14 protein-coding genes are annotated in these 13,789 nt (G+C 48.9%); 7 read left to right on the forward strand and 7 right to left on the reverse strand.

From position 1 onward, the window contains the following. Positions 1–160: 160 nt before the first annotated feature. Positions 161–553: a hypothetical protein gene (locus IE074_RS14765; protein WP_229793876.1), complete on the forward strand. Its 393-nt coding sequence runs from the start codon at positions 161–163 to the stop codon at positions 551–553. A gap of 239 nt (positions 554–792) precedes the next feature. After that, on the forward strand, positions 793–1,086 hold the full coding sequence (locus IE074_RS04180) for an N-acetyltransferase (RefSeq protein ID WP_211182203.1): 294 nt from the start codon (positions 793–795) through the stop codon (positions 1,084–1,086). Positions 1,087–1,183: 97 nt separating this feature from the next. Here the strand turns inward: IE074_RS04180 and IE074_RS04185 are convergent, their stop codons facing one another. Further along, complete coding sequence (locus IE074_RS04185) at positions 1,184–1,918, reverse strand: IclR family transcriptional regulator (protein WP_189384197.1); 735 nt, start codon at positions 1,916–1,918, stop codon at positions 1,184–1,186. Positions 1,919–2,062: 144 nt separating this feature from the next. Here IE074_RS04185 and IE074_RS04190 point away from each other — a divergent pair, with 144 nt between their 5' ends. The 4 genes from IE074_RS04190 (at position 2,063) to IE074_RS04205 (ending at position 5,334) form a co-directional block, all read left to right on the forward strand. Then, complete coding sequence (locus tag IE074_RS04190) at positions 2,063–2,626, forward strand: VOC family protein (RefSeq protein WP_189384198.1); 564 nt, start codon at positions 2,063–2,065, stop codon at positions 2,624–2,626. A 61-nt stretch (positions 2,627–2,687) separates the two neighbouring features. Further along, the gene (locus tag IE074_RS04195) at positions 2,688–3,539 is read left to right on the forward strand and encodes a fumarylacetoacetate hydrolase family protein (RefSeq protein ID WP_189384199.1); all 852 of its coding nucleotides are present in this window, start codon (positions 2,688–2,690) and stop codon (positions 3,537–3,539) included. Between the two features lie 22 nt (positions 3,540–3,561). Continuing rightward, positions 3,562–4,536, forward strand: coding sequence for a Bug family tripartite tricarboxylate transporter substrate binding protein (locus IE074_RS04200; RefSeq protein WP_229793877.1), 975 nt, complete (start codon positions 3,562–3,564; stop codon positions 4,534–4,536). 18 nt (positions 4,537–4,554) lie between these two features. After that, positions 4,555–5,334: an SDR family NAD(P)-dependent oxidoreductase gene (locus IE074_RS04205; protein WP_189384200.1), complete on the forward strand. Its 780-nt coding sequence runs from the start codon at positions 4,555–4,557 to the stop codon at positions 5,332–5,334. A 318-nt stretch (positions 5,335–5,652) separates the two neighbouring features. Here the strand turns inward: IE074_RS04205 and IE074_RS04210 are convergent, their stop codons facing one another. The 6 genes from IE074_RS04210 to IE074_RS04235 form a co-directional block, all read right to left on the reverse strand. Beyond that, positions 5,653–6,771, reverse strand: coding sequence for a tetratricopeptide repeat protein (locus IE074_RS04210; protein ID WP_229793878.1), 1,119 nt, complete (start codon positions 6,769–6,771; stop codon positions 5,653–5,655). A 278-nt stretch (positions 6,772–7,049) separates the two neighbouring features. Continuing rightward, a complete protein-coding gene (locus IE074_RS04215) occupies positions 7,050–7,907 on the reverse strand; it encodes a ferritin-like domain-containing protein (RefSeq protein ID WP_229793879.1) in 858 nt (285 codons plus the stop codon). Between the two features lie 169 nt (positions 7,908–8,076). Continuing rightward, positions 8,077–9,363 (reverse strand): saccharopine dehydrogenase family protein, encoded by a 1,287-nt coding sequence (locus IE074_RS04220; RefSeq protein WP_189384201.1) that lies wholly within the window; start codon positions 9,361–9,363, stop codon positions 8,077–8,079. A 35-nt stretch (positions 9,364–9,398) separates the two neighbouring features. Then, on the reverse strand, positions 9,399–10,496 hold the full coding sequence (locus IE074_RS04225; RefSeq protein WP_189384202.1) for a carboxynorspermidine decarboxylase: 1,098 nt from the start codon (positions 10,494–10,496) through the stop codon (positions 9,399–9,401). Between the two features lie 20 nt (positions 10,497–10,516). Beyond that, positions 10,517–10,855 carry a helix-turn-helix domain-containing protein gene (locus tag IE074_RS04230; protein WP_189384203.1) on the reverse strand — a complete coding sequence of 113 codons (339 nt, stop codon included), beginning with the start codon at positions 10,853–10,855 and terminating at the stop codon, positions 10,517–10,519. 86 nt (positions 10,856–10,941) lie between these two features. Then, the gene (locus tag IE074_RS04235) at positions 10,942–11,859 is read right to left on the reverse strand and encodes a LysR family transcriptional regulator (RefSeq protein ID WP_189384204.1); all 918 of its coding nucleotides are present in this window, start codon (positions 11,857–11,859) and stop codon (positions 10,942–10,944) included. Between the two features lie 274 nt (positions 11,860–12,133). Between IE074_RS04235 and IE074_RS04240 the strand changes: the two genes are divergently transcribed. Beyond that, the gene (locus IE074_RS04240) at positions 12,134–13,720 is read left to right on the forward strand and encodes a sulfatase family protein (protein ID WP_189384205.1); all 1,587 of its coding nucleotides are present in this window, start codon (positions 12,134–12,136) and stop codon (positions 13,718–13,720) included. Positions 13,721–13,789 lie beyond the last annotated feature (69 nt).

Genomic DNA, 13,789 nt, shown 5'->3' on the forward strand with positions numbered 1-13,789 from the left:
GTCTGGAACGGCGCTACCGTCATCCGCCCCGTAAAAAGTCATCATCAAGGAGACAGTTGAACTTTCATAAACGACAGAAAAAACATTGTTTTTAAATGGATTTTCCTTAACTTAATGGCAGTGACGCAGGAGCGTGGGAACGAGTTGCGAGCCGGGGTGAATGATGGCTACGGATGCGACTGGTTCCCATGCTCCTGCGTGGGAACTGGCTGCGGAACTGTGCTACCTACCCGCGCGACTGGTTATCATAATCCTGCATGGGAACCAAATAGGTCCTGTTTCAGCAATAGGCTCAAAATGTCCACTATACGGTATAGGTAATTGCAAAAAATCTGCTAAAATGCACTTTGTTACTAGCAAAAAGGAAGTGCTCATGGCTACTGTATCCTTTGATAAAGATTTTGTAGTCAAAGATAAAGAATCCATTAAACGGATTCACCAGGATTTGGCATCTCCCCGTCAAATCACGGTAAAAAAACGTGACTATAAAGCCGAAAACAAACGGGGCGTTCAGTTATTAAAACAACAATTGTCCAACTTAAAAATCTGCTAAAAGAGCTTGGTGAAACCTCAACCACCAAGCTCCTTTCCCAATTTTGTTGCAATCTTAATGCTGATGTAGAAAATTTTCTTACACAACCCGGCAAAGCCATTCGATTTGAACAAACTGACAATGCCAGAACTTATCTTATTCTGAATGACGACTCTGGTGAGATACTGGCATATTTTTCATTATCTTTCAAAGAGTTGCGGCTGACAAATACCAGTATCAGTAAATCAAAAATTCAACGCATGGATGGTATTTCAAAAAATGCCGGGCGCATCCGTGCATTCCTCATTGGTCAAATAGGAAAAAACACTGCGGTTGCATCCAATCCAATATCCCTGGAAAACATTCTTTCTGAAATCTACGCTGTCATTTCAGCAGCGAAAGAACTGATTGGTGGTCGCATAATTATTCTGGAATGCGAAGATTCCGAGGATTTAATTAAACTTTATGAGCGACACGGTTTTACCCTTATTGCAACACTTGACCCCCAACAATCACGACTTCGTACCATGTATACGCATGTTATTGAACGTTGAGTGATGACAGCATATTTCCAGTCAAGCACCGGTCAACCAAATTTTAAAATATGCATTTCCACACGGAGCATGGGAACGCCCCCCCCGCCACAACCTCCTACCCATAATGCCGCAAGGCAAAATCAATTTCCTCGGCACAATTCTGCAGTTCAGCCACCGCCTTCCCCGCTTCCATCAAACTATAGCGCTTGTCAGACACAATAAACCCCAGTGCAGCATTAATCTGGTGCGCTTTGTTCTGGTACGGGATGGCAATGCCCACCACGCCCTGATTCAGCTCGCTGAATGTGATGCAATAACCTTTTTTCCGTATTTCCCTCAGCTCCTCCTGAACGGTTTCCGGTACTTGCCCTGCAAATGCTTCGGCATTGTCTGTGACCACTTTGCGTAACTGGGGCCTGGACAGGGTGGCCAGTACCGATTTGGACAGCGCCCCCCTGTACAAAGGCATGCGTTTACCCCGCACATAGCTGATTTTCAGGTTTTCTTCCCCAAAAAAATGACTGATGGTAATGATACGGTCGGCATAAATGGTGCCCAGCACGACATCGGAGCCCGATTTTTCGGCCAGACTGCGCATGGCTTGCGAGGAGGCCTGGATTAAAGGGTCGATATTCCTGATCTGGTAATCCAGTTCAATAATGCGAGAGCCCAGTACATAGCGGGCCCCCGAACTGTGACGCAGCAAACCGGCGTTATTCAGTTCCCGGGCATAGCGATACATGGTGGGCACGGCATAGCCCAAATGCTCTGCCATTTCTTCTATCGTCCAGGAGGGGTGTTCTGGCGTGAAAAGATCCAGCACATTCAGCATTTTGGTAAGACTAGACATGGGCAAACCGGTTTTTGGGGTGGATAAAACCTCATATTATATCAATTTACAAATTTATTGAATTTTTTATTTATTTGATAATTGATTTATATTAAATAATTATATATAATTATTTTCATTGATTTTATTAAATAGTGATAAATAATGAGCTTTAACCATAAAAACGGGCAAGATTCTTCGTTTTCTTTTAGCCATGTAGGAATTTTTGTCAAAGACATTGCACGCATGACGCAGTTTTACCAGCAGGCACTGCAACTGTTCATTACCGACAAGGGCGTGATTGGCGGCAAAGACATCGTGTTTCTTAGCCAGAATCCGGAAGAGCATCATCAACTGGCACTGGTAAGCGGCCGCCCCGAAGACGTGACGTTTAGCGTGATCAACCAGATTTCACTGCGCGTGAAGGATTTACCCACCCTGCGCCATTATCACGCCAGCCTGAAAGCCGCCGGTGCCGAACGGATCGACCCCAGCACCCATGGCAATGCCCTTTCCATCTATAGCTTTGATCCTGAAGGCAACCGCATAGAAGTCTTTATGGATACCGAATGGTATTGCGACCAACCGCTTAAGGAAACCATCGACTTTAGCCTGAACGATGACGAAATCATGGCCCGGGTCAAGGAAATTGCCCAGGCATCCCCCAAGTTCATGCCCCGCTCCGAATGGGTAAAGCAAATGCATGACCTCATGAATGCCCAAGCCTGAACCCAACAAATACCCCTATTGAATTTTTGATATTAAATAAATAAAGTAAGCAGGAAAACAAATGAAATTAATCAGTTTTAACTTGAACAATGAAGAAACATTCGGTGCGGTAAAAGGCGACGAAGTGGTCAACCTGAAGCCTTTGTTTAAAGGCGAAGCCAACACGCTGAAAGAGGTGCTTGAAAAAGACCTGCTGGCCAAGGCCGGGCAACTGGCTGCCAATGCAACGGCGACCCTGAAGTTTGCCGATCTTGAATTGTTGCCCGTGATTCCCGAGCCCGGCAAGATTTTCTGTATCGGCCTGAATTATGACGAGCACGTGAAAGAAACCAACAAGGAAAAAACCGAGTCACCGGTGATTTTCCTGCGTGTGGCCGAATCCCAGGTTGCCCATAACGACAGCATTGTTCTGCCTCCCGAGTCTGTCAAACTGGATTACGAAGGTGAGATCGCGATTGTGATTGGCAAGGGCGGCCGCCGTATTTCAGAAGAAGATTCCTGGGATCACATTGCCGGTTATGCCTGCTACAACGACGGCAGTATCCGCGATTGGCAAACCGCCACTTCGCAGTGGATTCCCGGCAAGAATTTCTGGAAAACCGGTGGTTTCGGGCCCTGGATGGTCACGGCCGATGAAATTGAACCCAACCAGAAATTAACCTTGATTACCCGCCTGAACGGGGAAGAAATGCAACGTGCCACCACCGACATGCTGATTCACAGCATTCCACGGCAAATTGCCTATATTTCCTCTTTCCTGCCCCTGAATCCGGGTGATGTGATCGTGACCGGAACACCGGGTGGCGTGGGTGCCAAACGTAATCCACCCGTATTCATGAAAGAAGGTGATATTGTTGAAATTGAAGTGGATGCAGTCGGTATTCTGAGAAATACCATTGCCGCCGAAGCATAAACATTCGTATCTGGAGACATAAATGAAAAAATGGTTGAAATCTTTCGCCCCCGTTTGCCTGGCCATGAGTCTGACAGCCGGTGTTGCACAGGCCCAAAATTACCCCGAAAAACCCATTACCTTCCTGGTGCCTTACGCTGCCGGCGGTTTGACCGACGTGTTGGCCCGTGAAGTGGGTGCCCATATGTCCAAAAAACTGGGGCAGCCCGTGGTGGTGGACAATAAACCGGGCGGTGCCGCACAGGTTGGCATGAATGTGCTGAAAAAAGCCCCTGCCGATGGATACACCGTGTTTATTGGCGATGTGCCCTCTTTGGCCACCAATGTGGGTCTGTTCAAGAATCTTTCTTATGATCCGCGCACAGACCTGCAACCTGTTGGCGAGTTGATTGTGTCACCGGCTTTGGTCGTGGTTCCCATGAACAGCCCCTACCAGACTTTTGAAGATCTGGTTAAAGGTGCCTCAGAAAAACCCCAGGGCCTGACTTACGCTTCCCAGGGTGTTGGCACGGGCGGCCATCTGTTTGGTACCCTGCTGCAAAACAAGCTGAACCAGGAAATGACCCATGTGGCCTATAAAGGTTCTATTCCAGGCTTGCAAGACACCATCAGCGGCCAGGTTGATTTCATGTATGACGCGATTCCCACCAGCGGTCCTTTTGTGCTGGGTGACAAGCTGCGTGCCCTGGCGATCGGCTCCAAAGAGCGTTCTCCCCTGCTGCCGAATGTACCCACACTGGAAGAGCTGGGCTACGGTGAGATTGTGCCTACTTTCTGGTGGGGTGCTGCCGTCAAGAAAGACACACCTCCCGAGATCGTTGCATTGCTGAACCAATCAATGACTGAAGCCATGCAGGATCCAGAGATTGCCAAAAAATTTACCAGCCAGGGTGTACTGATCAACACCACCTCGCCAGAAGCATTTACCACTTATATCAATGAAGAAATTGAGAAGTGGAGTAAAGTGATGGCCGATGCAAACATGCAAGTGAATTAATCATACAGGTAATGAATAATGAGAGGTCTTGAAAATAAAGTCGCGTTAATTTCTGGCGGCATGGGTGATATTGGCATGGCCATTGCCACCCGTTTAATCCAGGAAGGCGCCAAGGTTGTGCTGGGCGATCTAAAAGAAAAAGATGACACCTTGCTGGCCACCCGCTTTCAGGGTATGGCGGTTCCCGACTATGTACAGCTAAACGTCACGCTTGCGGAAAGCTGGAAAAGCGCTTTTGAACAGGTCGTGGCACTTCATGGCCGCTGCGATATCCTGGTCAACAATGCCGGTGTTATTTCCAGCCAAAGCGTACCGTTCAGCGATATTGATTTTCAGGAATGGAAGCGGCTGTTTTCCATTAATGTCGATGGCACGTTTTTAGGTATTCAGGCCGGCATCCAGACCATGAAAGACAATGAAAATGGCGGTACCATTGTCAACATGGGCTCAATTGCCGGGTTCGTGGGCTCGGTAGGCGGTGGCTCTTACGGTTCCAGTAAAAGTGCCATTATCAATATGACACAACAGGCAGCACTCAGTGCCGCCCGCTCAGGCCAGAAAGTGCGCATCAACGCCGTACATCCAGGCTATGTCTGGACGCAACTGGTTGATGCCACACTCAGCAAACAGTTTGGTTCAGAAGAAAAGGCACTGGAAGCGGTACGTGCCATGAACCCGATGAACCAGATTGTGACGGTTGAAGATGTGGCCGCCACCGTGGCATTCCTGGCTTCTGAAGACGCCAGAATGGTTAATGGCACCGGTATTGTGGTAGATGGCGGCAGGCTTTTGCAGTGAATGCAGGGCATTGTCTCCGTATGCATTCCCACGCTGCGTGGGAATGCATACTAACGCGGGAACGTGGGGTTTTGGTAACCACCCCGTCAGGCTTCGCCTGCCACCCCTCCACAGAGGGGAATTTTCATCGTTCTTGGAGGGGGTAGATGTCACTCGCGAAGCGTAGTGCGCAGCACAACCATTGCCAAGAAGTAGAAAAATTCCCCTCTGTGGAGGGGTGGCGCGTAGCGACGGGGTGGTTACTGGTTCCCACGCAGGAGCATGGGAACTAGATATCGTAGCGACGGGGTGGTTGGGAACCAGCTAACCATCTACCCATCAATGAACACCAGAAACTGCCCTGCCTTTGCTTCGCGCCAAAAATCCTCGGTTAAGCCGGCTATTGGGCTTCAGGGCCAGACGCTCATTGGCAAGCGCCTGGGCCAGCTCGGGTTGGCCGGCGCGAATGCTTGCTTCTATCAAGGTCAGGTCAATGATATCGCGCTGGGCATGGCTGCCCCCAAAACTGTTGGCAATAAATCTGGCTCCGTACAGTTGCTCAATGGCGGTTTGGTAGTCCTTGCGCCAGAAGGCGATAAACCCTTCAATCAGGGGCAAGGTGGTTTGACGGGTCCATTGCTGCATTTCAGACTCAAGGCCCGGTTTGATGTTCTTGCAATCTTTCAGGTTTTTTTCAACATCAATATCCCGTCCGGCACCCAGATAGGCCATGATGGCGTGCCAGTCGTTAAAGGTATAAGAATGCCCGTCGGCATGGGCCTGCCAGCAGTCGGCCAGCTCATCCCAACGATCACCCACCCCCACGCCTTCCAGGCTCAGGCGCCACAGCATGGCCGATGCATCCACCAGCTCAAGTGCCGCGGTGCTGTTGCCATGGCGGATCTGGTTATCGTAAATGCTTAGCACTACGTTTTCCTGCCCCAGCTCCTGGTGATACAGTGCCCGATGCCACCAGTTATGTACCTTGAAAAAATTGTCATTGCCAGACCAGTAGGGCAATATTCGGGCAAGGCGGTCACGCAAATTACGCGCATTGGCACGATAAAAATCCATCAAGTGACCGGCCTGCAGGGCCACAATATCCAACGGGTAATTGCAGTTGTGGATATCCAGCACCAGGGCGGCAGCGGTCCACTCACCTTTTAGCATCAAGTCCAGCGCACCCAGGTGTGAGGCTTCCCGATCGCTTAAATGCATGGTTTTCAGGTGTCGTAGCGTATCTTTGGCGTAGCCGTTCAGGACAGGCTCGGTGGCCAGGCCCAACAGATAAGCCTTAAAGATATGCGCCATGGCAAAGTCCGGTGAAATTTCTACGGCCTTGCCAACCAGACTGAAAGGATCACCGGTATAAATATTAAAAGCGGATACCGCCTGGTTGTAATAATCAACCGCCTCGGCACTAGCCTGAAAAATACGATTTCCCTGTAAATCTTTCATTATTGCCTGCTCACTCTGAAAGTTGGTTAGAACTTAAGAATACATAACGAGCAGCAAACACTACTTTTAAGGTAGTGGCCGATTCATGCTGTTTGCCAGTAAATGGTTTTTTACTATTTATTGTTTATTTTTTGTTATTGTCTGTCTGCAAGGTAATGATAAGTCGATTCCGGTACCTGAACAAGTGATAAAAAACAAACCAAGCCATTAATATGAACATCATTAAAATCAATAACATATTAACTAATATTCAGAAAAAACCGTTACCACCCATGCCCCTACTTGCTGGCCTTATGCTGTGAACGGTTACCCGAAACAACCCGCTGGGCAATTTTGACAACAGGCCCTTCAACAACACGGGTGACCATCTTGGGCAAATCCAAAGGTCGCATGAGCATTTTTGCGGCCATGCCCAAGGGGTAATGTTGCCGGAACTGTTTGCTGAATTGCGTGCACATTTTCTTGAAGTCGGTTTTATCGCTGTTGTTGTCAACCTTGCGGTGCACCATGTATACGTGCCACAAGGCGGTTTCGGCATCGCTGTTACGGGCTTCAAGTACGCGGCGGCCAATGGCGCCGAATACTTTCAGGCGGCTGGTGGGGTTCTGCTCACGATAAAGCTTGAAGTATTGGTAAAAATGCTTGTAATGGCTGATTTCATCGGCACGAATCAAACTGGCCATGTGGGCCAGCACCGGTTCACTGGCCTGCCCGGAAAGCGCCTGATAAAACGTAGCAGTACCGGTTTCCACCACGCAGCGGGCAGCCATTTCCAGGCAACGGGTGGGCTCAAGGGCCTCTTGGGTGCATTGCGCCGAATAATCAACATAAAAAGAACGGTAAGCCCGGTCCCAGTCGAATTCTGGCCAGACATGTTTGGTGTAATCGCGCAGCACATAACCATGACGGGTTTCTTCAAACTTCCAGTGGTCTACCAACCATTGCATGATTTCGGGCTGGTCATTGAAGTATTCAATCAGGTTATCGGTATACAGGTCGGCGGCAATTTCAATAAATGAAGCACCGGCGACCATATAGAACAGGTCTTCACGCGAACGAACCGCATTCAGGTCAATGTCTTGCAGGGGCACCTGGTTCAGGTCCCATAGCATGGCTGGTAAGGGTTGCTTTTGCATGGCCTGCTCCCTGGGAATGAGTGTTTTTCTTTCGTCTTCCTTAAAGAATACATGAGCACCAAATAATTTGCCACCTCTGGCAAACGCACAGGGTGGCAAATGTTCGGGCAAAACCGTAAATCAATGTGACCCCGGGGCAACGTCCCGGGACATCTTTTTCAGGCAGTATTTAGGCAGTGGCAAACCTTTTTTCAGGTTCGCTGCTGGCCATTTCCCGCATGGGTTCCAGAAGACGATCACCGTGTTCATCTTTAATGCGGGTTACCAGGCCCATATTATTCATAAGGGCGATGAACGGAGCCGGGTCCTGTTCTTCCACGTTAACCATGCATTTGCTATCCCAGGTGCCCTTGGCAATTAATATGGCAGCGGCAACGGCCGGGACGCCTGCCGTATAGGAAATGGCCTGGCTGCCTACTTCGGCGTAGCATTCTTCATGATCGCACGTGTTGTAAATCATGACTTCTTTTGGCTGGCCGTCTTTGGTGCCTTTTAGCAGGTCGCCAATGCAGGTTTTGCCCGTATAGCCGGCGGCCAGTGAAGCAGGGTCTGGCAGAACGGCCTTCACCACTTCCAGCGGCACAATTTCCTGGCCCCGTGCAGTGAGTACGGGTTTTTCTGAAAGCAGGCCCAGGTTCTTCAATACATTAAACACATTGATGTAGTGCTCACCAAAACCCATCCAGAAACGGATATTGGGTACGTCAAGGAAACGCGACAGCGAGTGCAGCTCATCGTGTCCGGTTAAATAAGCCATGCTTTTGCCGGTCACGGGCATGTCCCATTCTTTACCATGCTCAAACATTTTGTTGGCTTTCCACTGGCTGTTCTCCCAGGACCAGACGGTAGAGGTAAACTCGCGAAAGTTGATCTCAGGGTCAAAGTTGGTGGCAAAATAACGGCCATGGCTGCCAGCATTAATATCAATAATATCAATGGAGTCAACCTGGTCGAAGTAGTTGTCGTAGGCGAAACGGGCATAGGCGTTAACCACACCCGGGTCAAAACCAACACCCAGGACGGCAGTCACGCCCGCCTCTTTACATGCCTGGCTGCGTTTCCATTCGTAGTTGGCATACCAGGGCGGAGTTTCGCAAACCTTGCTTGGATCTTCATGAATGGCAGTATCCAGATAAGCGGCGCCGGTACCAATACAGGCTTCCAGCACGGACATATTCAAAAACGGTGAGCCAACGTTAATCACAATCTGGCTTTTGGTAGCGCGAATCAGTGCTTTGGTTGCTTCAATATCCATGGCATCAAGTTGGTGTGCACGCAAAACACCAGGACTTTGCAGATTGCCCTTTTCCTTGATGGAGTCAATAATGGCTTCACATTTGCCAACCGTACGTGAGGCAATATTGATATCGCCCAGCAGTTTGTTGTTTTGCGCACATTTATGTGCAACGACATGAGCGACGCCACCGGCACCGATAACAAGTACATTACGTTTCATAGGTGTACCCCTTTTATTTAAATTTAAAGATTTTATTAAGACAGGCTATTAACGTAGTCGTCATAACCAAACTCACGCACGGCACGAATGCTGCCATCGACCTCCTTGATGGCGATAGCCGGCATGTTTACGCCGTTAAACCAGTTTTTCTTGACCATGGTGTAACCGCCTGCATCCCCAATCGAAAGCCGGTCACCCACCTGCAATGGCGCATCAAAATTGCCTTCGCCAAAAATATCTCCGGCCAGACAGGTCTTGCCGCATATCTGGTAACGGTGTTCTCCGGTTTCATTACCGATGGGTGCTGTTTCACGGTAAATAAGCAAATCAAGCATATGGGCTTCGGTAGAGCTGTCCACAATAGCCAGATGTTTACCATTAAAGGCCGTATCCAGCACGCTGACTTCCAGCGTAGTGGTGTAACGCACGGTTGCCTCACCGGGCTCCAGGTAAACCTGGACACCGTAGGTTTGCGCAAATTGGCGCAAGCGTTGGCAGAATTTGTCCAGTTCATAACCCGGTTTGGTAAAACTGATACCGCCCCCTAAACTGACCCATTTCAGCTGATGCAAAATGGCACTGTAACGCGCTTCCACCTGGGCAAGAAGCTCGTCAAAACGGGCGAAGTCTGCATTTTCACAGTTATTGTGAATCATGACGCCATCAAGGCGATCGATAATGGCCAGAATACGTTCCGGGTTTCCTTCACCCAAACGGCTGAACTGACGGGCAGGGTCGGCCAGATCAAAGCTGGAACTGCTGATGCCCGGATTCAGGCGCAGGCCTTTGGGTTTGTTGCCCGCCCTGGCTTCAAAGCGCTCAAGCTGGCTGATGGAGTTGAAGATGATTTTGTCGCTGTTGGCCAGCACTTCGTCTATTTCATGGTCGGCAAAGGCAACGCTGTAGGCGTGGGTTTCACCGCCAAATTTCTGGTAACCCAGCTTGACTTCGTACAATGAGGAAGAAGTGGTGCCATCCATGTAGGGCTTCATGGAATCAAATACCGACCATGTTGCAAAGCACTTTAGGGCTAGCAGCAGTTTGGCGCCTGAGTTTTTTCTGACGTAATCAATAATTTCAAGATTACGTTGTAATGCGGTTTTATCAATCAGGTAATAGGGGGTTTGAAGCATTTTTTGTGTGTACCTTTTACTTAATCGGGAGGTCGGTTTTTTTTGCATGAAGACGTTGATTCATCTTCAAGACAATCAATGAAAATGGCAGACCGGCCAGGGAAAATAGCTGTCAACTCGAGCTTGCCGCCCAGGCTTTCAACATAGTGGCTGATAGAGGAAAGCAGCATGTCATGACGTTTTTCAAGACGGGAAACGGTGTCCTGCCCAACGCCCATGGTTTCTGAGAGATCTGCCTGTGTCAGCTTGACCATTTTGCGCAGCTGTTTCAGCGTAGCGCGCTGCATGGCGAAAACATCGCCTTTGGCGCTGTTTTCAGACGCTTTTGCAATGGCTGTGTTGTCACGCTTTTTTGACATGTAAGTTTTCTCGATATGGATCAGAGTACATATTATGCATCACAATACATATGAGTTCAAGCGCATATTTAGATTTTTAAAAAAGTTTATGAATTAACTTTTTCAGACTTCATCATGGCACACACTTTATTAATTAAATTTGCGTTGGGCGCATAGATACTGTCTTTATGGGTATACAAAACCATTTCCCCGAAATTAACGGTTTGGGTAGTGGGCAGTATGTGTAAAATGCCCTGATCAATGAAATATTGCGCAATCCCCAGTGGCAAAGCCGCAATCAGGTTTTGTCGTTCAAGCAAAATGACATTGCTCATGGTAACGCTTGACCTGATCAGGATATGCGGCTGGTTAAGCCCGTACCGGTCGCACAGCTCTATTAACCGAAGGTTAGCATATGTGTCTTCTGGCGGAAAAATCCAGTTGCACTGATGCAGGTCATCTGAAGTAATCCGGGCTTTGCTTGCCAGGGGATGCTGACGGCCACACACCAGTACCATGGGTTCATAATCAAGGATAATCCGGTTAAAACCGGTTAGGTCAATCTGTTCGCTGCTACGCCCGATAACCAGATCCAGCTTACCGACCCGCAGCTTTTCCAGTAACGGCAGTACCGTACCATCTTCAATGCTCACTTGCAGGCCTTTGACGTGCTCCATTAAAGAACAGACCAGTTCCGGCACAATGGAAATCGTGGCGGTTGGCAAGGCACCAATTTTCAGGCAACGCTGACGGCTTTGTCCCAAACGGGCAAGCTCATCCTGAATGCGCTGTGCCGAATGCAAAATTTCACGTGCATAGGGTATGAGCATTGCGCCAAAAACAGTGGGCACCGTTCCGCTGGAACTGCGATCAAACAGCGTGAAACCAAGCTCTGCCTCTATTTGGGCAAGTACTTTAGAGGCTGCTGGCTGGGTCATGTGCAACAGCTCAGCGGATCGACGAAGGTTTGCCGTCTCGGCCAAGGAAGTGATTAATTCAGCCTGGCGTTTTTTCAGGAAAAACATGGTAGATGCCAATTTGGTTATCAGGTTAGTCCAAAAATGAATTTTACAGTTATCAAGGGGTGTGGAACAATCGTCAAAAACAAATAAATCATTGACGCTAAATATAATGTTCGGAGACTGAAGTGAAATATACCCCATTTAAATACATCGGGGCGGGTTTGTCCGCCCTTTTCGTTAGCGCCCAGAACCTGACAGAAACCATCGAGTTGCTACGTAAGAAACCTGAAAAAACAATCCAGCAACCTACCACTAACCAAAAATTAAAGGGTAAATCATGACTAAACCCGTCAATTTTCTAATCTTTATCGCTGACCAGCTACGTGCAGACCATTTGGGCTGTTATGGCAACCAGGTAGTTAAAACCCCTGTGATTGACGCACTGGCCCGTCGGGGGTTCCATTTTACCAATATGCATGTGGCCACACCCATTTGTATGCCCAACCGCGCCAGCATGATGACGGGCCGGTATCCTTCCGTGCATGGTGCACGGCATAACGGCATTCCGCTTTCACTTAAAGCCAAGACTTTTGTAGACAGCTTGCGCCTTGCCGGGTACAACACCGCCCAGGTTGGCAAAATCCATTTGCAGAACATGACCAGCATGGAGCCGCTCTGGCCGCTAGAACCGGAAGAACGCACCAGGCTTGAGGCATTTGAACCCGACGACGGCAACTACAACCAGGAAAAACGTGACCGTTGGCTAGAGAGCAATGATTATGATCTTGACTATCCTTATTACGGTTTTGAAAAAGTCAAACTGGTGGATGACCATGCCGATATCGTACACGGCCATTATCGTTACTGGCTGCGGCAGAATATCCCCAATGGAGAAAGCCTGATTGGCCCTGAAAACGCCATCCCCACCCCGGATTATCAATTGAGCAAAGTTGGTCAGGCATGGCGCACACGGTTAACGGTAGATCAATACCCATCTGCCTATATTGCCAATCGCAGCATGGATTTACTTGAAGACTACGCCCAAAGCAAGCAACCCTTCTTTCTTCAGGTTTCCTTTCCCGATCCCCACCACCCGTTCACACCACCGGGAGAGTACTGGGACATGTACAAACCGGAAGACATGACGCTGCCAGACTCTTTTTATTCTGAACATGAGCGTCTTGAACACGTAAAATGGCTGCATGAAAAACGTGACTCGGGCACTGCCGCTAAAAAAGGAACAGCCGCTTTTGCCTGCGATGAACGTGAAGCCAAAGAAGCCCTTGCCCTGAACTATGGATCCATCAGCAATATTGACGCTCAGATAGGCAGGGTTCTGGACAAGCTGGAAGAAACAGGGCTGGCTGATAATATCGTGGTGATTTTTACCAGTGACCATGGTGACTTTCTGGGTGACCACCAGCTGCTTCTGAAAGGCCCTCTTCATTATCGCGGCCTGACCCGGGTACCCTTCATCTGGGCAGATCCCGTAAACCCCGAGCTAAAAACCGGTGATAGTTCCAATGCATTAACCAGTACGATTGATCTGGCACCCACCATTCTTAACCGCGCGGGAGTTCCCCTGTTTAATGGTATCCAGGGTAAAGATATGGCGCCCGTTGTTATTGGTCAAATCGACAAGTTGCGTGATGCGCTGCTCATTGAGGAAGAGGGCCAGCGCGTAATTCTGGGTTTGAATACACGGATCCGCTGCCGCAGCTTGCTGACGCAACAATATCGCATGACTATTTATGACACCGCATCCTGGGGTGAGCTCTACGATCTGGAAAAAGACCCCAATGAACTGAACAACTTATGGAACAACAAAGACATGGCTGGTATAAGGGCAATGATGATGGAAAAACTGGCATACACCAACCTGGAATTGGTCGATAAAAGCCCTTACCCGACAGCATTGGCCTGATTTCAAAAAATAAAAAATATTAATTTTGCGCTTGCATTTACTGTGAGGGCTTGGCCTGTTAAATCCGGC

It is taken from the genome of Advenella faeciporci, from assembly GCF_014652395.1.
In the GTDB taxonomy this organism is placed as follows: Bacteria; Pseudomonadota; Gammaproteobacteria; order Burkholderiales; family Burkholderiaceae_B; genus Advenella; species Advenella faeciporci.

What these genes read in the sequence shown, in the direction of transcription:
- IE074_RS14765 (WP_229793876.1), top strand. Translation starts at nt 161, where the DNA reads ATGATGGCTACGGATGCGACTGGTTCCCATGCTCCTGCGTGGGAACTG.
- IE074_RS04180 (WP_211182203.1), top strand. Translation starts at nt 793, where the DNA reads ATGGATGGTATTTCAAAAAATGCCGGGCGCATCCGTGCATTCCTCATT.
- IE074_RS04185 (WP_189384197.1), bottom strand. Translation starts at nt 1,918, where the DNA reads ATGTCTAGTCTTACCAAAATGCTGAATGTGCTGGATCTTTTCACGCCA.
- IE074_RS04190 (WP_189384198.1), top strand. Translation starts at nt 2,063, where the DNA reads ATGAGCTTTAACCATAAAAACGGGCAAGATTCTTCGTTTTCTTTTAGC.
- IE074_RS04195 (WP_189384199.1), top strand. Translation starts at nt 2,688, where the DNA reads ATGAAATTAATCAGTTTTAACTTGAACAATGAAGAAACATTCGGTGCG.
- IE074_RS04200 (WP_229793877.1), top strand. Translation starts at nt 3,562, where the DNA reads ATGAAAAAATGGTTGAAATCTTTCGCCCCCGTTTGCCTGGCCATGAGT.
- IE074_RS04205 (WP_189384200.1), top strand. Translation starts at nt 4,555, where the DNA reads ATGAGAGGTCTTGAAAATAAAGTCGCGTTAATTTCTGGCGGCATGGGT.
- IE074_RS04210 (WP_229793878.1), bottom strand. Translation starts at nt 6,771, where the DNA reads ATGAAAGATTTACAGGGAAATCGTATTTTTCAGGCTAGTGCCGAGGCG.
- IE074_RS04215 (WP_229793879.1), bottom strand. Translation starts at nt 7,907, where the DNA reads ATGCAAAAGCAACCCTTACCAGCCATGCTATGGGACCTGAACCAGGTG.
- IE074_RS04220 (WP_189384201.1), bottom strand. Translation starts at nt 9,363, where the DNA reads ATGAAACGTAATGTACTTGTTATCGGTGCCGGTGGCGTCGCTCATGTC.
- IE074_RS04225 (WP_189384202.1), bottom strand. Translation starts at nt 10,496, where the DNA reads ATGCTTCAAACCCCCTATTACCTGATTGATAAAACCGCATTACAACGT.
- IE074_RS04230 (WP_189384203.1), bottom strand. Translation starts at nt 10,855, where the DNA reads ATGTCAAAAAAGCGTGACAACACAGCCATTGCAAAAGCGTCTGAAAAC.
- IE074_RS04235 (WP_189384204.1), bottom strand. Translation starts at nt 11,859, where the DNA reads ATGTTTTTCCTGAAAAAACGCCAGGCTGAATTAATCACTTCCTTGGCC.
- IE074_RS04240 (WP_189384205.1), top strand. Translation starts at nt 12,134, where the DNA reads ATGACTAAACCCGTCAATTTTCTAATCTTTATCGCTGACCAGCTACGT.